The organism is Trichocoleus sp. FACHB-40, from assembly GCF_014695915.1.
GTDB lineage: Bacteria > Cyanobacteriota > Cyanobacteriia > Cyanobacteriales > FACHB-T130 > Funiculus > Funiculus sociatus.
The window spans coordinates 189,822-207,400 of the sequence record NZ_JACJPF010000098.1; the positions used below are offsets into that span (position 1 = coordinate 189,822).

Consider the following 17,579-nt stretch of genomic DNA (forward strand, 5'->3'; position numbering starts at 1 on the left):
GGCAGATGAACCTTTAGCCAAAGGGACCTGCACAACCCTTAAAACTCTGTATCCTAAAGTTTATATACCTTCATAGTTTTTTTATAAAAGAAACTTGTGCAAGAAGATTTTAGACTGATTGTTGACTTAGTGACGGTTCTCGCGGCAGCTGCGGCTGGTGGTCTGGTGGCAGCCTTATGCCGTCAACCTGCTTTACTGGGCTATATTCTGGGTGGGATGGTTGTTGGCCCAGCGGGGTTGAGACTAATTAAAGAGTTGATTCAGATAGAAACGCTGGCTCAGTTTGGCGTTGCCTTTTTGTTGTTCGCGCTGGGAGTCGAGTTTTCCTTTACGGAACTGAAAAAAGTTCAAAAAATTGCTCTGGGAGGGGGCGGGTTACAAATCGCCCTGACTATTCTAGTCACAGTTTTGGTATGTGGCGTAACTGGGGCTTGGGGTACTTTACCAGCGAAGGGTGTCTTCCTAGGGGCGATTCTGTCTCTGTCTTCCACCGCTGTTGTCCTCAAGTGTCTGATGGAGCGCAACGAGACGGCAACGCCTCACGCTCAGGTGATGCTGGGGATTCTGGTGGTGCAGGATTTGGCGCTGGGATTGATGCTGGCGGTGTTACCAGCGCTGGACAAACCCCCGGAAGCAATTGGCAAAGCGATCGCTTTAGCGCTTTTGCAGATTGGGCTATTTGCTGCGGGGGCTGTGGCTGTTGGTATTTGGCTAATTCCGCCTTTGCTGCGTTTGCTGGCTAAAACGGAAAGCCGGGAGCTGTTTCTACTGGGCGTGGTGGCGCTGTGTTTGGGCATTGCGTTGCTCACAGAGTATATGGGTCTTTCGATTGAGATGGGGGCATTTGTCGCCGGGTTAATGATTTCGGAGGTGGAATATGCCGACCAAACTCTGACTTATGTGGAACCGCTGCGGGATGTTTTTGCAGCTTTATTTTTTGCCGCGATTGGGATGCTGATCGACCCGGTTTTTCTGTGGGAAAATCTGGAGTTAATTTTGGGGCTAGTCTGTTTGGTTTTTGTCGGCAAGTTTTTGATTGTGACACCAATCGTGAGAGCGTTTGGATATCCTTTGAAAACGGCTTTAATTGTTGGGTTGGGATTAGCGCAGATTGGGGAATTCTCGTTTGTGCTGGCGAGTGAAGGGCAAGCACTGGGATTGGTTTCTCGCCGAATTTACTTACTGATTTTGGGTACAACTGCTGTAACGTTGGTACTTACGCCTTTTGTGCTGCGCCTGGTACCAAAATTGTTGGAGTTGCCTTGGCTAAAGTCGTTTTTAGACACAGCAGATGCCCCTTTGGAAGTTGCTTGCGATTTGCCTTTGCAAAATCATGTGGTGGTTTGTGGCTATGGGCGAGTCGGACGAAATCTGGTGAAACTGTTGCAGGAACACAAGTATCCAGTTGTGGTTATCGATCAGTCTGAAAGCAAGATTCAGCAAATGAGAGAGGCGGGGGTTTCTTATGTTTATGGCAATGGGGCTTCTTTGCATGTTTTGGAAGCTGCTGGGGTAGGCAAGGCGACGGGGATGGCGATCGCTATGCCCGATCCGATGGCTACCCGTCTTTGCCTGAAACGCGCTTTAGAATTGGCTCCTGAGTTGGATATCGTTGTCCGCGCCAACCACAATAAAGATATCGAACTGCTTTACCAACTGGGGGCGCGGGAGGTGGTGCAACCTGAGTTTGAAGCTTCTTTGGAACTGGCTTCGCATCTTTTGGCTGGTAATGGCTTGCCTTCATGGACAATCCAGAAGGAAATGCAGCAAATCCGCAATAGTCATTATCTGGCACTACGCCCAGAGCGATCGCCTTTGGAAATTGCCCGCGATTTGGAGGTTGCGGCTGCCCAAATGAATAGCAAGTGGTATCCTCTCCCTCCTGGTTCTCCTTTAATCGGGATGACGCTGGAGGAGACTGATTTGCGCCGTTTGACTGGTGTTTCTCTGGTGGCAATTCGTCGCAGTGGGGGGGAAGAAATAGATTATCCAAATATCCAAACAATTTTGGAAGAAGGCGATCGCTTGTTGGTGGTGGGAGAATCAAATGAACAAGCTGCCTTCGATCAACTGGCAAAGGGTAAAGTGGCAATTCCCAGTGAAAATGCTCCTTGTCAGTGGTTGTTAGTTCCAGAGGATAGTCCGGTTGCAGGGAAAACTCTCTCCCAGTTGCATATGCGCCGCCAGTACGGGGTACAAGTGCAAGCAATTCGGCGCGATGGGAAGTTCATCCGGTTTCCCGGCGGCGACACCCAGTTGTTGGCAGGGGATCAGCTACTTTTGTGCGGCGGTAGTTATCCTCTAAATCAAGTGCAGGAGTGGCTTTCCCCAGTGTCTGAGGATTCTCGTGTTGTGCAGGTTCCTGTAATCCAGGTGCCTGCGAGCGAAGCTTTCCAAGAATTGCTTCCATCTGATAATCAGCAGGAACTTTAAAAAGTGTTGAGTGTTGAATTGGAAAAACAACTCAACACTCAACACTCTTCAGGACTTCGGCTTCACATACGCGATCGCTTGCAGCCAAACTATTGTGGGCTGATTTGATTGCTCCATCAGACAAATACAGTTCTGATCCAGCCAGCGAATTTTCCCACCTAAAACATCGTTTGTAAGCAGTTTTATCTCGACTTCTTTTCCTTCTTTAACAAATGTTTGGAGTAGGCGAATACTCGGTAATCCAGTTTCCAGTTCAGCAGCCATAAAATATATCCTTGATAATTGGTAATTTTAAAAAGTTAGGAATTAAGAGTTATTAATCGAAACTTGATAACTCCTAACTTTTCCATCACCCATTACATAGTTTATGCTAATTGAAGACCGTTAAGTGGTAATTGCTGCTATGAATATCGAGTTTACTAAATATCAGGGACTGGGGAATGATTTCATCCTTATTGATAATCGTGGCACAGACGAACCCTGTCTGACACCAGAGGATGCTGTCAAGTTATGCGATCGCCACTTCGGTATCGGTGCAGATGGTGTGATTTTCGCCCTTCCCGGACAAGATGGCACTGACTACACGATGCGGATTTTCAACTCCGATGGTTCAGAACCGGAGATGTGCGGCAATGGTATTCGCTGTTTAGCCAAATTTATCGCCGATTTAGAAGGCTGGGGACAGAAGGAAAAATCTACCCAGTCCCCAATCACCTATCGCATCCACACACTGGCTGGTGTCATGACACCGCAAATTAAGCCGGATGGTCAAGTTACAGTCGATATGGGAATGCCGCGACTACTTGCAGCAGAAATTACCACGACGCTAGTAGCGCCAGACAAGAAAGCGATAAATGAACCTTTGGAAGTTGCTGGAAAGTCTTGGTTAGTAACTTGTGTTAGCATGGGCAATCCCCACTGCATCACATTTGTGGAGGATGTCGCTGCTATCGAGTTAGAGACTATAGGTTCTCAGTTTGAACATCACCCAGTTTTCCCCAAGCGTACCAATACTGAGTTTATTCAAGTGGTGCGCCCAGATTATCTGAAAATGCGGGTGTGGGAAAGAGGTGCTGGGATAACTTTAGCTTGCGGTACGGGTGCTTGTGCTGTAGTGGTGGCTGGGGTATTGGCACAGAAATGCGATCGCGTTGCTACGGTGGAACTACCCGGCGGTTGTTTGGAAATCGAATGGTCAGAACAAGACCAGCGAGTTTATATGACTGGCCCAGCTGAGTGCGTGTTCGTAGGTAGAATCTAGCCGCTGTGTAACATCGAACCTTGAAAATGGGAACCTTAGATAGGTCAATACAAGGAAATTTCGATGAGTGGTGCTATTTACCTGATTCAGGATAACGGTCAGCTGGTTGAGATGAACGAAAAAGCCTATGACTCAGAGGCTTTGCTGCAAGAACTTCTTGCTAAATATCCTAATCTGCTGGCTGGCGATCAAATCGACACTGCTGCACCACGAAAATGGTTGCTAGTTAAACGAGAGGTTGGAGTGCTATCTCAGGAGGGTGGTATCGATCGATGGTCAGTCGATCATTTGTTTCTTGACCAGGATGGAATTCCAACCCTAGTGGAAGTTAAGCGTAGCACTGACACCCGCCTCCGGCGAGAGGTGGTAGGTCAGATGCTCGACTATGCTGCTAATGGAGTAGTTTACTGGCCTGTTGAGAAAATTATTGCTCAATTTGAGGCTACGTGTCAGTTTCAAGGTGGCGATTCTGAACAGATACTAGCTGAATTTTTGGGTGCTGACGCTGACCAAAAGCAGTTCTGGCAGCAGGTCAAAACTAACCTGCTAGCTGGCAAAATACACCTAGTCTTTGTTGCTGATAAAATTCCTACTGAACTTCAGCGTGTAGTGGAGTTCTTAAATAAACAAATGAATCCAGCGGAGGTATTGGCAGTTGAAATTAAGCAATACGTCGGTCAAGGTTTAAGGACTCTTGTTCCTAGAGTTATTGGTCAAATTGTTGATAAAAATTCCTCTGTTTCTGTTACTGAGAAAAGACAGTGGGATAAATTATCGTTCTTTAAGGAACTTGAAGAAAAACAAGGTAGCGATCAATGTGAAGCTGCCAAAAAAATTCTTGAATGGATCAGTCCTGACCAGATACAGGTTCGATGGGGTAAAGGCAGCAAATACGGGACATGTATTCCAAAGCTAAACTATCAGGGAAAGGATTATTCGCTTTTTACAATATGGACTGATGGCACCATCCAAATTGACAGGCGGCTATTTTCTTCCCAAGACAAAGTATTAGAATTTGAAAAACGCCTTGATTCTCTTGTGGAGAAAACTTATCCTAATTATTTCAATGTCTTCCTTTCAATGTTGACAGATGAAGCTGCACTAAAACAGTTTCTTGAAACATTTGATTGGGTGATTCAAGAAATTAAAGCTTTGTGATAAGACCACTATATTCAAGTTCGCGCATTTGTTTCTAAAACGCATCATTATCCATCAGCTACCCCATTTTTATTCCATTCCCGCACCTCAAAAGCAGAGTTATCAGCAATCTGCACGTAAAATAGCTTGTGAAAGCCTTCCGCATAAGATGGGGGTTTTAGTTTCTTGATTGTGGCATAAATCCCTACATCTGGAACTCTGGCTCTCCCCGTGCGTTGCTGGTTGCGCTCAAGGCATTGGTTTAAGATTGATTCAAAGTAATAACCGATAATTTCAGCATTGTAGCTACAACCCAACTGAATTAGAGAGGCACGATCCTCAATTGTTGGGTTAGTGTTATCAACAACTACTGATTCTCCGGCTTGAAGTGCCTCTTTAATCAATTGTGCTTGCCTTCTGGAGGGCTTTTTATTGTTACGCAATAAATCTTTGCTAACAAGTTTATGGGTTTCGGCAAAATTAGTACGAAAAAACTTACTTTTTCCAGAAGCTTGTAAACCGATAAAAATTAATAATTGCATAGGCTAATGGCTAATAGATTTTGAACAATTAGCTATTAGCCATTAACTATTAGCAATTGTCAATTCATTTCTTCAACAATAGCTTCCACACCCTTGTTATCCAGCATTTGCACAATTTCGTTAGCGCGATCGCGTCTGCTAAATACTCCCACTTGCATCACTCCGCGACCGTTGGCGACAGTGCGGAAGGCATCCGGAACCAGCGATCGCACTAAAGCTTCTTGGCGCGAATCCTGAGCATTCACCAAAACCCGATAGCGCAAACCCCGCGCCTGCGTACTACTACGGCGAGACGAATTTCTTGTCCCTCTAGTCGCTGTCTGGTCGCCAATATTCCCCAGTGGAATATTAGCGTTAGGCACTGGCAGTAAATCTGAAGAATTGGGATTGCCTAGAGGCTCCTCTGGCGAAGCGCCAAAGTCTATAACCCTAGGTTGAGTAGGTGACGCTGGCGACGAGGAAGAGGGCGTTAGCGAGGGTAGCGCTGGTAATGTCCTAGACTGCCTGGGGGGGTCGAGAGTAGGTAGAGACGACCTTGATGCAGGCGGTGTTGCTGGAATTGGTAACGGTGAGGTCTGAGGAAGAGGCGGTAAGGCTGGTAAGGTACCCTGTAGCGTTGGTAAAGACCGGGGCGATCGCGACCTTGATGCAGCCGGCACAGGTTTTATAGCTGTGTTGTTGGGTGCGCGTTGTCCTGGGGTGGAAAAGGTTGGCTCACTCCGCCAATTTGGGTCTAAATCTGAGGATGGAGAATTCTGGCTCGGTGCGATCGCTCTGGCGACTGGCAATATTTGCCTTGGCGATAGGGCAGCAGGAACCCGATCCAGAGTGTTGCTGGCGACGGCGGGAGTAGCGACACCACCTAAATCGATGTTTCCTTCTGTACGGGAGGCGATCTGATTTCCGAAAGCGGGAATAGTCTGATTAGAAGCTTTGGTGTAAAGGTCTAATTCACCATTAGCACGAAAAACATTACCTCCCGGTTCGTCAGCTTTCCCCAAATCGGGACGAGCTTGAGAAATTGCCACTAACCCATAGCGAGTATTGTTTTCTATGACATTGTTTCGTAAGATTGGCTGCGCCTTACCTTCGAGAACTACACCATCTTTATTGCCGATGATGCGATTCCCAATCAGCTGCGGTGCGGCATTCTGACCGACGCTAATGCCAAATCCTGTGTTTTGAAACACATTTTCCCGCACTTCGGGGCTGGAGCTGCCGTAGATGGTGATGCCATTTCCGCCATTGCTGTAGAAGTTGTTGCCGCGAATCCTGGGCGAACTTTTTCCGTTGACAGAAACCCCGTCATGTGTATTTCCAGTAAAGGTATTATCGACGACGAGGGGACTGTTGGATTCAATCCACAGACCGTAACCTCGCGGATTAGGATTAGTTACCGTTACCCCTGTGATTGTGGATTGGTTAGCTGAGGCGATCGCTATATTTTGACCAGCAAAGGTCGGACTCAGGAAACCGCCCCCGCCTTTAATCACAATATTCTGCCCTTTGCTGCTGGGGTCGCCTTGAATCGTGATCCCCGATTTTAGCCTCAAGGGAAAAACTTCGCCCGTCTCCAGGCTGTAAGTGCCGGGAGAAAGGATAATCGTGGTGTTGGCTCCAGCTACCCGCAATGCTTGGGTAATGGTTTGGAAAGGTGTCTTTTCACTTCCATTGCCATTAGTGTCATTCCCAGCAGTTGGGTTGACGTATAGCATTTTCATGGTGCTATCAGCAGCAGGCTGAGCTACATTAGACTGTGCCACTACTGCGGTTACATCTAGGCAAAACGGTATTGTTGTCGCCGCCACTATTCCCAGGACAATACTACAGGTACGAATATTGTGGCGGCTCTTGCCTGAAATTTGATAATCGAAAATCCAAAATCCGAAATCCGAAATTTTATGATTGCGGGGGCGTGTCAAACTCACGGCTCTACTCCTCTCAAGTTGGCACTGCAATACAAGGTGAAGTTTGATGGCATTGGCACCTAGTTTTAGTTTATGCACGCCAATGCTGGATAGACACTACCCATCTTTTTACATTTCTAAAAAGCTGTTTCCAGCCATCTATCAGAAGATTAATTTTTCAATGTGCAGGGTCATATCTTACCAACATACTTTATTTTCGACAAGATTTTTAATCAATGGATGCAATACAAGTTATGTTTATTTTGTTCAACATACTTAATCCCCGCGTCTTTATTTTTTTATCCGTTTGTATAAAATAGATGGGTTAATGGCAAAATTTGGCTCGGCGTGCCACCCTCTCACCTTAAATATTTCGCGAACAAGGGGAAGTGACTGTTACGATGAAAAATAATGGAGTGGTTGCGATGGGCGAGAAACACAGCGTTCGAGGGCGAGTCGGCGATTTGCCCATACAAACACAGCCAGCTGTTTGCCGCATTTTAGATGCCAATCTAGACCGAGCCAGAGAAGGCTTGCGAATTATTGAGGAATGGTGTCGCTTTGGCATGAATAGCTCGCCACTTGTAAATGAATGCAAGCAAATGCGGCAGGAGCTAGCGAGCTGGCATAGTATTGAACTAAGGGCAGCGCGGGATACTCCCGGCGACCCAGGCACAGAGCTGAGCCATCCTCAAGAAGAACAGCGCTCCAGTATTGAGCATCTGTTGCAGGTAAATTTCTCCAGGGTGGAAGAAGCGTTGCGGGTGCTGGAAGAGTATAGCAAGCTTTATGACCCGGATATGGGAGCGGCGACTAAGCAGATGCGCTATCGGGTGTATACCTTAGAGAGCAGCTTGCTGGCTTACAAACGACATCAGGCACTGTTGCGATCGCGTCTGTATTTGGTAACATCTGCCTCGGAAGAGCTGTTTTCCATCGTCGAAGCCGCCCTGCAAGGGGGACTAACTCTGGTACAGTACCGAGAAAAAACAGCCGACGATAACGTGAAACTGGCTCACGCCAACAAACTCCGCCAGCTGTGCCATCAATACGGTGCATTATTTATTATGAATGACCGGGTGGATCTAGCTTTGGCTGTGGATGCCGATGGTATCCATCTGGGACAACAAGATATGCCAATTGCGATCGCTCGTCAGATACTTGGGCCACAACGCCTGATCGGTCGTTCCACCACAAATCCAGAAGAGATGCAACGCGCGATCGCTGAAGGTGCTGATTATATTGGGGTGGGCCCAGTTTACGAGACTCCAACCAAAGTTGGTAAAGCGGCTGTTGGTCTAGAATATGTCCGCTATGCAGCTGCAAATTCCCCGATTCCTTGGTTTGCAATTGGTGGCATTGAGGTGGATAACTTAAATGATGTGCTGGGAGCGGGAGCCGAGAGAGTGGCAGTTGTCCGCGCTATTATGCAGTCAGATCAGCCGATGTTGATGGCTCAATATTTCATCTCGCAACTGAGTCGAGTGCAAACTCTTCGCACAATTGATGCTCGTCTTCCCCAATCTCATGTCTAATCAGTCCCATCAGATTGCGCTTCAGGTAAATGGCGAACCCCGTAGCTGTTCGCCGCATACCAAATTGCCCGAAATGCTGGAACAATTGGGGTTAAACCCGCGTTTAGTGGCTGTTGAGTACAACGGTGAGATTCTGCATCGCCAGTTTTGGTCGGAAACTGAGATGAAACAAGGGGACAACTTAGAAATCGTCACCATCGTCGGCGGCGGCTAGAAAAAGGGTCGGTAATCCGTCCCCCGTATAGTCCCCAGAGTCAGAAACCAAGCGATAGATTAAATATGTACCCGGTGATGCCAATCGAAAGATGCCTTGAGCTGCAAGAGCCGCTACAGTTTAATCAGATTCAAGAGGCATAGTTTAATGCGTAACAAAATACTTTCAACAATTAAACCATTTTTTAAATCTCTGCTCGTCATTGGGCTTGTCCTAACTTTGGCATTTAGTCATGCTGATGGAGCTTTAGCAGCCCGCACAGGTGGGCGGATGGGGGGTAGTGGCGGTTTCAGAGCGCCCAGCCGCACCTATTCACCTCCTGGCCGTACTTACGCACCAGGAGGAGGAGGGTACTATCCGGCTCCCTATCCCGGTGGTGGCGGTTTTGGCTTCCCGTTACTTTTTCCCTTCTTTTTTGGTGGGGGAGGCGGCGGTCTGTTCAGTATTCTGATATTCTTGGCGATCGCTAACTTCTTGGTTTCCAGCTTCCGTCGTGTTCGTGCTGGCGATGCTGGCGAAGTGGACTCCCTCGGCTACAGCAATCCCAAGGTTTCCGTCGCACGGGTACAAGTTGGTTTGTTGTCGGAAGCCCGGAGTTTGCAAAAAGAGCTAGACCAACTGGCGCGTACAGCAGATACAAGTTCCGCCGAAGGTCGCGCTCAAGTTCTACAAGAAAGCACCTTAGCTTTGCTACGTCACCCGGAATACTGGGTTTACGGTGCGGGTGAATCTCAGCAAACGGCGCTACAAGCCGCAGAAGCTAAGTTCAATCAGCTAGCGCTGGGCGAACGCAGTAAGTTTACTGAAGAAACTCTCTCTAACGTCAATAATCAGCTCAGAGCAGCTGCTCCTCCAGCATCTTTACCAGGAACTGCTGCTGGTGGTGAACTGATGACACAAGACCCTGGTGAATACCTCGTTGTGACGATGGTAGTGGGTGTGGAAGGTAATCTGGAACTACCGAAAATTAACAGCACCGACGATCTGCGTCAAGCTTTACGTCAAATTGGCGGTATTTCAAGCGATCGCTTACTCGCTGTAGAAGTTCTCTGGACACCCCAAGCAGAGGGCGACACGCTCACTACTGATGACTTGCTGGCTGAGTATCCGGATCTGAAATTAGTTTAATCGAAATTTGTAGGGGCGCACGATTGCGTACTTCTACTGAATTTCTTCTCAAGAGGAGGTTGATTATCAGCCTCCTTTTTTCATGTCAATCCAAAAACTATTTGGTCAGTCTAGGTTACTGTCTTGGTATGACAAACTTAACTCAGGCTTTAACATGACCATCTAAATTTATTTTTTCAATAAAACCGCGCCGAAATGCTGGTAATTGTCTTGAAATTATGCCATTTTTATCTAGGAATGTTTTTAGCCGTACTGCTAAACAGATTGGTAGCTATCTGCTGGTTCTAGACGCACATCCCAACCTACCGAAGTTAGAGAATCGGATACAAAAAATGATGAAGATTTGGCAAAAACTCTCAGTAGTAGCGATCGCACTCGCGATCGCATTGCTGACAAATATCTCTCCCGCCACTGCTGTTAGCTTAGTATCTGCTGGAGACATTGCTGAAAAGCCTATACTCTCGGCTACTTGCCACGACTACATTAATTGTTATGAGATTGCTATCACCAATTCTAACCTTTCTCTGAGTGCGCCTTTTAGCGATGGCTCGTTCTTAGAACTCAATCCCATCACCACCGATGTAATACCCGTACCCCATTCTGTTGCCAAGCTTAACTCTGTTGTTAGTTTTTTGGTTTTTGGTGCTTTAGGTGCAGGTTGCTGGTTGTTAAGCAAAACCAGCAGAAAGTTTAAAAGAGCTAAGTTGCTTTGGTAAGCCTAGAAAAATAACTTAGCAAATAGCGGCATAGCCCAGTATATCTGGGCTTTTTTTGTGGGGTTCTTCTTGAGAATGGCTGGTTAGAGCCGCACAAACCCTCGTAGGGACACGGCAATGCCGTGTCCCTACAATGTTATCTATGCAACCGAGAATTGCTATATACCAGCGGTTCTATTTGATTCGTTAATTTTTCGTTTAGGAATATGAGTAGGAAAAATTGATTATTTACTTTCGTGCCGCAGGGCGGTATTATTAAATAATGGAAATCTGTTTTTATATCAAAAATCCAGACAAATTTTCATTATTAAAAAAATACTTATAATTAGACTTTATTAAATCATTATAGCCTAAAAAAAGTTAATTTTTTGACAATATTTCTAGTTAAAGTTTTAAAATTCATAAACTCAAAAAAACTACTTAAACCGTTTTTGTTCGCTGCGATAGCGGAGTAATTCAGCGACAAAGGCAACAAAACCTGAAACTATCATTAACATAACGCTCAAGGCATTGATATCAGGTTTAACGCCAGTGCGGATGCGGCTAAAGATTTCCATTGGTAGAGTTGTGGCACCAGTACCAGCAGTGAAGCTGGCAATCAGAAAGTCGTCCATGCTGAGGACAAAAGATAACAGACAACCAGAGATAATTGCTGGCATCAACTCCGGAAGCAACACTTGTATAAAAGCTTGCACTGGTGTCGCCCCTAAATCTAGGGCGGCTTCTTCTAAGTGGGGATCGAGGGCGCTAATTCGGGAAGAGACGACAAGGGCGACGTAGGCAAGACAAAAGACGACATGAGCGGCGACAATTGTCCAAAGGCTGAGAGGTATGCCAATTACTGCCAAAAATACCAGGGTGGCGACTGCGATCGCAATATCGGGAATAATCAGGGGTAGGTATGCAACGCCGCGATACAAGCTTTGAAGAGGAAAACGATAACGAGCTAAACCTACTGCCATCAGCGTACCAATAACAGCAGCGATCGCTACGGCACAGAAAGCCACTGTCAAGCTATTTTGCAGCGCTGTGAGAACGCGAGAGTCGCCAAACAGTTTGAGATACCACTTCCAGGTAAATCCTTCCCACCCAGCGCCATAAGCAGATTCGTTAAAACTGTAAACGCCAAGTACCAGAATGGGTAGGTACATATAAAAAAACATCAGCAGGGTAAAAAGAACCTGCCAAGAGACACGAGGTTTATCCTTGGACTTCAACATATCTGGGGTGATGTCCTCCTGCTGATTTGTTACTGTACCTGTCATCAATTTTCACCACTAGCCACGGGAAGCGATCGCACTATGCGCTATTTCTTCACTTTACCGGATGCGATCGAATGTCTGGAAGAGTGCGATCGCGTCAACCTGTGCAACTTTTCAGTAATATCTTTAATCTTTGTATCATTTATTACTAATATTTCTTGAGTTAGGGCTATACTTATAGAATGGGAATCTGTGCGCTCATATATAGTCTTTTAAACGAACCATTCTAGACGCTGCATAGGGTAGAGGAACAGAGGAAGCAAGCCTTACAGTTACCAAAGACGTACTGAGGTGGGAAGGAAGAAGGGAAGAAAGTGTTTTTCTTACTGTTGATACAGGCGCGATCGCATTCTGGCAAGATATCCTCAAAAAAGAGCGCCTGGTAGGAATGGGAATTGAACGATGGAAAACAAACCGGGAATTGTATCTGAAAAAGTGGAAAAGTCCGATACACAGTCCACGGATGTCAAACCATCGTTTTGGGGTTCAGTTGCGGCTTCTGGGCAAGCGATCGCAAAAACAGCCGTTGGAGGAGTTGCTGCAATAGGCAACACGGCTTATAAAACAGGCAAAGCTGTAGTAAAGACAGCAGCTGGTGTTGGCGAGACGGCGGCGAAACAAACGCAAAAGTTGATTTCCCAAACTACGCAAGGTGCAGGACGTGCGGTTAATTATGTAGGTGATAACCAATTTTTGCGTCATGTCACCAGAGCCTTGCCAACAACTTGGCTACTCGGTATCATCAATCAAGTTGATGTGGTAAAAGCCGAAAATGCTGTTAGAGATTTACAGCAAAAGCATCCAGAGGAAAGCCCCAATCAGGTTGCCCATCATTTGATGGTGGAAAAAGCAGTTTATGGCGGCGGGATGGGTTTGGCTACTAGCTTTTTGCCCGGACAGGCGTTAGCGTTGCTGACTGTTGATGTGGCGGCGACGACACTGTTACAAGCGGAAATGGTTTATCAGATTGCGGCAGCTTATGGGTTAGATTTGAAAGATCCAGCCCGTAAAGGTGAAGTGTTAGCTATATTTGGTTTGTCGCTGGGCGGTAGTCAAGGAATTAAGGCGGGTTTAGGTTTGTTGAAAGCTACACCTGTGGCGGGTGCAGTAATTGGTGCCAGCGCAAATGCGACGATGATATATGCGTTGGGTTATGCGGCTTGTCGATTTTATGAGGCACAGCTGCATTCGCAGGTATCGGAGGATAAGCTGGTAGAAACGCAGGCGGCGAGTGAAAGTTATTTGCAGACTGCGATCGCGCAACAAGCGATTATGGATCAAATACTGGTTCATACAATTGTGGCAAGTTATCCCGGCAAGTCTTGGGAAGATATTCTCCCTTCCTTACAGGCGGCGAATCTCAGCCCCGCATCAATAGATGCGATCGCTTCTAATATTAAATCTCCTCAGCCTTTAGATACTCTTTTAGATCAACTCAACCGCGATTATGCTATCCCCTTGTTGGCGCAGTGTTACAGAATATCCGAACTTGATAGCACACTGACACCAGAAGAATCCAAGGTTATCGACAAAATTACTCAAAGATTTGATATTGACGTGGATGCGATTAAAAAACTTGTAAAGATTTAAGGCAGCTTCGTCAATCGTAAGCCGTCTCGTGGGTTCCAATACTTTCTGGTTAATCTCTTCACGCCAGCGCCACAACCCCTCTCATTGCTCCTTGGGTTCGTCCGAAATCGCGTTACCCAACAAATGCCCTTATAGCCTTAGTTTTTTGCCCTAATCCCCCAAGCTACGCGGGTTTCTGGCAATAAATTTGGCACTTTTTATCTTTCTAGTGTTAGTAACGTATTTAATTCGGGAATCCTAGTAATAGGGGTGATTCTAAATGTGTCTCCCGCAATTACTGCTCTTAATGACTAGACAGCCGCATCTTCTAGAAAGAACCGGGGAAAAGTGGATAAGATCGTCCCCTCTTAGCGCAAAGCTTCCCACCCATAGGCATAACTGCCGAATGGCAAGTGGAAATCTCTAGCGCTGTGTAACCAGCAATAAATTTTATTGCTGATATCAGGGTGATTCAGTAGGGAGGACAAAATGAATATAACAGTTTATGTTAACCTAACCTGACTAATTGTTAGGTTGTTTGAATGTATTTTAGGCTCCGATTTGTATACCTACTTATAATTCATTCAAGTCATGGCTGAACAAGCATTTATGGAAGCGCAAATTTTATTCCAAACCGACTCAGAAAGTATTCTTGATAAGCTGCCTCCGGAAGCCAAAACGTGGGCTGAAAGCTTGCCTTGGAACCAGCGCCGTTATGTACTTTCTTTGTGTCATCTAATGTGTGCGGCTACTCCAGAAATGCAAGCCGAATTTTTAGATGATTATACGGCAACTGGTTTAGTTACTAAAAGGCTTCAGGACAAAAATACTCAACAACGTGTTCAAGAACATTTAAAACAATTTCAGATTCAACTAGAGCTAAGTGAAACTGTCTTAAGAAGTTATATTAGACAGTTTTATATACATTCAGCTCAAGATGTTAGCAGACAGCCGGATTTATATTTAGAATCCGCTCTCCGCTTGGTTCTGAGTACAGAAGAACGAAACAACGTATTTAATTACATTTTGGGTTTTGAACTCATTAAAATGATGTTTAGTATGAGTTGGTTACAACATGAAAGGTTGTATCAACTTCAGATAAACCAAGAAGAATTTCTTAATACCTACATCAAACCTATTCAATATGCTCACCGAGTCAACGGTATAATTGTTCCTACATCTAGAAAGAAGTTTTTTGAAAGGCGTAATTATTTTGTTCAGAAACCCAACATTACTGAAAAGAAATTAATTCACCTAGTCATGGCTACTTTTAATACAGATATAGTGACTCATTTTGGGTTTTCAATTATTCGTCATGTTAATTCTTTAGTTTTTGACTACGAATACATTTTTAACCCTGAACAAGAAGGTGTATTTACATAGTTAGCAGGTAAGAGTAATTAAACATCACTGGTGGTAATTGGTAATTAGGTAGCAGTGTATTACCGATTAATATTTCAGCCAGAGGCAATTTTTAGCGAGAAGCCAATTCTGGATGGCGACCCCTTAAACCAGTCATCAACTGCAAAGCATACTTCTTCACAGGATGTATCCGCCGCAGCATCCATAAACCTAGACGACGAATTGCTACAACTGGCAAGAAATTGTTAGAAAACATTCGATCTAGAAAATCGGTGAAACCTAAAATTGTCAGGTTTTCGGTTTTCCGCCAGCGTTCGTAGCGTTTGAGTACGCGGATATCCCCGATATCTTCACCCGAATTGTGGGCAGTTTGCAAGATTTGCGCGATCGCAGCTGCATCCCGAATCCCTAAATTCATCCCTTGTCCCGCTACTGGATGGCAACAGTGGGCTGCATCGCCAATCAAAGCCAGTCGGGGAAGAGTGTAGCGATCGCTGTGCATCAACTGTACCGGAAAAAGATAGCGATCGCCATCAAGTTCCAAATGCCCCAACTCTCCACCTGTGCGGTGTTCCAGTTCTGCGAGAAATTCCTTTTCATCTAGTTCCTTCAAAGCTTTCGCTTCCGCGTGGGGTGCAGTCCACACAACTTGGCAGCGATTTCCTGGTAACGGCAAAACTCCCATCGGGCCGCTAGGCCAGAATCTTTCGTAGGCGATATTATTATGGGGTCTTTCGGTTTTAATCGTTGCCACTACGCAGGATTGCCAGTAGTGCCAGCCTTGGGTGCGGATACCAGCTGTTTCCCGAATACGCGATCGCGCCCCATCTGCCGCCACTAGCAACTTTGTGCGGATAACTTTGCGATCGCCGTCCGCACTCAATTCTATCTCTACGGCTTCAGGCTTATATTCTGCGTTCACCACTTCTGCTGGACACAGCCACGACACATTCGGGGAATTTTCTAGACACTCCTGCAAAGCAGTTAGCAAAACCCGATGTTCCGCCGCATAACCCAATCTTTCCGTACCTAAATCCGGGGGATAGAACTGCACCACGCGAGGATCTTCGGCATCCGAGAGGCTAATTTGCCCAAATTCAGTGATTTGAGGCAAAATTTTATCCCAAATGCCGATTCCCTGGAAGATGCGCCCCGACATCAAGGAAATGACGTATGCTCGTCCTATGGCTACAGCAGCAGATTGACGCGATCGCTCTATTAACACTACCCGCAACCCGGAATCCTTCAAGGCACAAGCGAGGGTTGCCCCGACAATACCACCGCCGACAATTGCCAAGTCGTAGTCAAAATTATCTGTCTGTTGCAGCGCCATTTTTAACAAAATTTGTCAAACAAGATAAGAATATTTACTTTTCTTTATTTTGACGCGAATAGCCCAAGCGAGCAAGGCAGAGCCTATTTTTTCTGGACTTCTGGCAAAAGTGTGCAGTCGCTATAGCAATTCAAGGGTTGGGTGCGATACATCTGTAGGGACATGGCATTGCTCATCGGTGTCAATTTAAGCCCCGGCGAATGAATTCGCGGATACAAAAACCAAGTCCGCCTGCGCGGACTAACGGATCAAGATTCTTATAACCCGCGCAGGCGGGTTTTGTTTGTATAGCTGCGGTTTCAACCGCCAAGCTAACGTTAAGTTGACACCAATGGGCATTGCTATGCCCCTACCAAACGTTAGAACCGCGATATATTCCACCCAACTGAGAAACGCTATAAAGTCTGACGCGGCTTAAAAAGGCTGCTTTAAGCAGCCTTTTTAATCTTCTAAAGCCTGGGGGTGGACAGGCTATGTTTGCTACTTACTTAGCACCCATCTCAATCACTGCACTCCGCATGAAGTTGATCCGCTCTTCAAAGCCGAGTTGCTTGATCTGAGATACAAACTCATTGGTTTCTTCTGGCAGTTGATAGTCAGAAGGCACTTGGATGATTTCGCCTTTATCCATACCTTGTGCTAGACGCAGCCAAATATCCAACTGAGAACTGGAACTCATAGAGCCATATGCACGGCTGAGATCGCTATCAGCTTTGGAAATGATATCGCGTTGCACCTGTAGCTGTTGCTCTTTGGGCAGCGCCACGATGTGATGATATATAGTTTCGGCTTCTGCTTGAGCAGAAGTGGCATTGGCTGGTGTCAGTTGATCTTTGATGTCGAGGTAGCCAAACCACAGGATACCAAGCTGAGTATCCGCATCGAAACGCTGAAAGGTTTCTAAGGATTTTCTGGTAGTTTCATCGGTTGCAAATGTCATTTTAATCTCCGAATGCTTAGTAAAATCGTCTGTCTATGAAATATTGAGGAACTTTCGTTTCGCCTCAATATTAAGATTTAATAAGCTCAGAGCTAAGGATTAACCACGCTGAAGACAGATATAGCGATCGCTACTCGCGACAGATGTAGATATCTCATATCGCCTATAATCTATTCCCCAGTGTAAAATTAGTCACATCGGGTAGGGCAGGCATTTTGCCTGCCCTATAAAAAGATATAG

At 45.9% G+C, this 17,579-nt stretch carries 16 protein-coding genes; 10 read left to right on the forward strand and 6 right to left on the reverse strand.

Annotated features, from left to right (window positions below):
- Nucleotides 1-96: 96 nt before the first annotated feature.
- Entirely contained in the window at nucleotides 97-2,433 is a 2,337-nt protein-coding gene (locus tag H6F63_RS21845) for a cation:proton antiporter (RefSeq protein ID WP_190639537.1), read from the forward strand.
- 48 nt (nucleotides 2,434-2,481) lie between these two features.
- On the opposite strand, the gene H6F63_RS21850 is transcribed toward H6F63_RS21845, so the two are convergent.
- Complete coding sequence (locus H6F63_RS21850) at nucleotides 2,482-2,697, reverse strand: RNA chaperone Hfq (protein ID WP_190423867.1); 216 nt, start codon at nucleotides 2,695-2,697, stop codon at nucleotides 2,482-2,484.
- A gap of 139 nt (nucleotides 2,698-2,836) precedes the next feature.
- Between H6F63_RS21850 and dapF the strand changes: the two genes are divergently transcribed.
- Together dapF and H6F63_RS21860 are read left to right on the forward strand one after the other, a co-directional pair.
- Nucleotides 2,837-3,694 carry a diaminopimelate epimerase gene (gene dapF, locus H6F63_RS21855; RefSeq protein ID WP_190639538.1) on the forward strand — a complete coding sequence of 286 codons (858 nt, stop codon included), beginning with the start codon at nucleotides 2,837-2,839 and terminating at the stop codon, nucleotides 3,692-3,694.
- Nucleotides 3,695-3,757: 63 nt separating this feature from the next.
- Nucleotides 3,758-4,852, forward strand: coding sequence for a hypothetical protein (locus H6F63_RS21860; protein ID WP_190639539.1), 1,095 nt, complete (start codon nucleotides 3,758-3,760; stop codon nucleotides 4,850-4,852).
- 47 nt (nucleotides 4,853-4,899) lie between these two features.
- Here the strand turns inward: H6F63_RS21860 and H6F63_RS21865 are convergent, their stop codons facing one another.
- Both H6F63_RS21865 and H6F63_RS21870 read right to left on the reverse strand, forming a co-directional pair.
- Nucleotides 4,900-5,373: an AAA family ATPase gene (locus tag H6F63_RS21865; protein ID WP_190639540.1), complete on the reverse strand. Its 474-nt coding sequence runs from the start codon at nucleotides 5,371-5,373 to the stop codon at nucleotides 4,900-4,902.
- A gap of 59 nt (nucleotides 5,374-5,432) precedes the next feature.
- A complete protein-coding gene (locus H6F63_RS21870) occupies nucleotides 5,433-7,301 on the reverse strand; it encodes a DUF1565 domain-containing protein (RefSeq protein WP_190639541.1) in 1,869 nt (622 codons plus the stop codon).
- Nucleotides 7,302-7,705: 404 nt separating this feature from the next.
- Between H6F63_RS21870 and H6F63_RS21875 the strand changes: the two genes are divergently transcribed.
- From H6F63_RS21875 to H6F63_RS21890, 4 genes are all read left to right on the forward strand, one after another.
- Entirely contained in the window at nucleotides 7,706-8,815 is a 1,110-nt protein-coding gene (locus tag H6F63_RS21875) for a thiamine phosphate synthase (protein ID WP_190639635.1), read from the forward strand.
- Nucleotides 8,808-9,029, forward strand: a complete 222-nt coding sequence (gene thiS, locus H6F63_RS21880; protein WP_190447382.1) for a sulfur carrier protein ThiS — start codon at nucleotides 8,808-8,810, stop codon at nucleotides 9,027-9,029. Before H6F63_RS21875 ends, thiS begins: the two co-directional genes overlap by 8 nt.
- A gap of 147 nt (nucleotides 9,030-9,176) precedes the next feature.
- Entirely contained in the window at nucleotides 9,177-10,157 is a 981-nt protein-coding gene (locus H6F63_RS21885) for a DUF1517 domain-containing protein (RefSeq protein WP_190639542.1), read from the forward strand.
- Between the two features lie 218 nt (nucleotides 10,158-10,375).
- Complete coding sequence (locus tag H6F63_RS21890; protein WP_190639543.1) at nucleotides 10,376-10,873, forward strand: hypothetical protein; 498 nt, start codon at nucleotides 10,376-10,378, stop codon at nucleotides 10,871-10,873.
- 416 nt (nucleotides 10,874-11,289) lie between these two features.
- Here H6F63_RS21890 and H6F63_RS21895 read toward each other — a convergent pair whose 3' ends face one another.
- A complete protein-coding gene (locus H6F63_RS21895; RefSeq protein ID WP_190639544.1) occupies nucleotides 11,290-12,138 on the reverse strand; it encodes an ABC transporter permease in 849 nt (282 codons plus the stop codon).
- A gap of 36 nt (nucleotides 12,139-12,174) precedes the next feature.
- Between H6F63_RS21895 and H6F63_RS30655 the strand changes: the two genes are divergently transcribed.
- The 3 genes from H6F63_RS30655 to H6F63_RS21905 all read left to right on the forward strand — a co-directional run bounded on the left by H6F63_RS30655 (nucleotide 12,175) and on the right by H6F63_RS21905 (nucleotide 15,087).
- Complete coding sequence (locus H6F63_RS30655; RefSeq protein WP_277876466.1) at nucleotides 12,175-12,297, forward strand: hypothetical protein; 123 nt, start codon at nucleotides 12,175-12,177, stop codon at nucleotides 12,295-12,297.
- 240 nt (nucleotides 12,298-12,537) lie between these two features.
- The gene (locus H6F63_RS21900; protein ID WP_190639545.1) at nucleotides 12,538-13,725 is read left to right on the forward strand and encodes an EcsC family protein; all 1,188 of its coding nucleotides are present in this window, start codon (nucleotides 12,538-12,540) and stop codon (nucleotides 13,723-13,725) included.
- A 570-nt stretch (nucleotides 13,726-14,295) separates the two neighbouring features.
- A complete protein-coding gene (locus tag H6F63_RS21905) occupies nucleotides 14,296-15,087 on the forward strand; it encodes a hypothetical protein (RefSeq protein ID WP_242017551.1) in 792 nt (263 codons plus the stop codon).
- 91 nt (nucleotides 15,088-15,178) lie between these two features.
- Here H6F63_RS21905 and H6F63_RS21910 read toward each other — a convergent pair whose 3' ends face one another.
- Entirely contained in the window at nucleotides 15,179-16,399 is a 1,221-nt protein-coding gene (locus tag H6F63_RS21910) for an FAD-dependent hydroxylase (protein ID WP_190639546.1), read from the reverse strand.
- A gap of 484 nt (nucleotides 16,400-16,883) precedes the next feature.
- Nucleotides 16,884-17,339 carry an orange carotenoid protein N-terminal domain-containing protein gene (locus H6F63_RS21915; protein WP_190639547.1) on the reverse strand — a complete coding sequence of 152 codons (456 nt, stop codon included), beginning with the start codon at nucleotides 17,337-17,339 and terminating at the stop codon, nucleotides 16,884-16,886.
- Between the last annotated feature and the right edge of the window lie 240 nt (nucleotides 17,340-17,579).

Excerpts from the sequence above, each read along its gene's own strand:
- H6F63_RS21875 (WP_190639635.1), top strand. The coding sequence starts at position 7,706 with ATGGGCGAGAAACACAGCGTTCGAGGGCGAGTCGGCGATTTGCCCATA.
- H6F63_RS21865 (WP_190639540.1), bottom strand. The coding sequence starts at position 5,373 with ATGCAATTATTAATTTTTATCGGTTTACAAGCTTCTGGAAAAAGTAAG.
- H6F63_RS21910 (WP_190639546.1), bottom strand. The coding sequence starts at position 16,399 with ATGGCGCTGCAACAGACAGATAATTTTGACTACGACTTGGCAATTGTC.
- H6F63_RS21895 (WP_190639544.1), bottom strand. The coding sequence starts at position 12,138 with ATGACAGGTACAGTAACAAATCAGCAGGAGGACATCACCCCAGATATG.
- H6F63_RS21900 (WP_190639545.1), top strand. The coding sequence starts at position 12,538 with ATGGAAAACAAACCGGGAATTGTATCTGAAAAAGTGGAAAAGTCCGAT.
- dapF (WP_190639538.1), top strand. The coding sequence starts at position 2,837 with ATGAATATCGAGTTTACTAAATATCAGGGACTGGGGAATGATTTCATC.
- H6F63_RS21915 (WP_190639547.1), bottom strand. The coding sequence starts at position 17,339 with ATGACATTTGCAACCGATGAAACTACCAGAAAATCCTTAGAAACCTTT.
- H6F63_RS21890 (WP_190639543.1), top strand. The coding sequence starts at position 10,376 with ATGCCATTTTTATCTAGGAATGTTTTTAGCCGTACTGCTAAACAGATT.
- H6F63_RS21885 (WP_190639542.1), top strand. The coding sequence starts at position 9,177 with ATGCGTAACAAAATACTTTCAACAATTAAACCATTTTTTAAATCTCTG.
- thiS (WP_190447382.1), top strand. The coding sequence starts at position 8,808 with ATGTCTAATCAGTCCCATCAGATTGCGCTTCAGGTAAATGGCGAACCC.
- H6F63_RS21860 (WP_190639539.1), top strand. The coding sequence starts at position 3,758 with ATGAGTGGTGCTATTTACCTGATTCAGGATAACGGTCAGCTGGTTGAG.
- H6F63_RS30655 (WP_277876466.1), top strand. The coding sequence starts at position 12,175 with ATGCGCTATTTCTTCACTTTACCGGATGCGATCGAATGTCTGGAAGAG.
- H6F63_RS21905 (WP_242017551.1), top strand. The coding sequence starts at position 14,296 with ATGGCTGAACAAGCATTTATGGAAGCGCAAATTTTATTCCAAACCGAC.
- H6F63_RS21850 (WP_190423867.1), bottom strand. The coding sequence starts at position 2,697 with ATGGCTGCTGAACTGGAAACTGGATTACCGAGTATTCGCCTACTCCAA.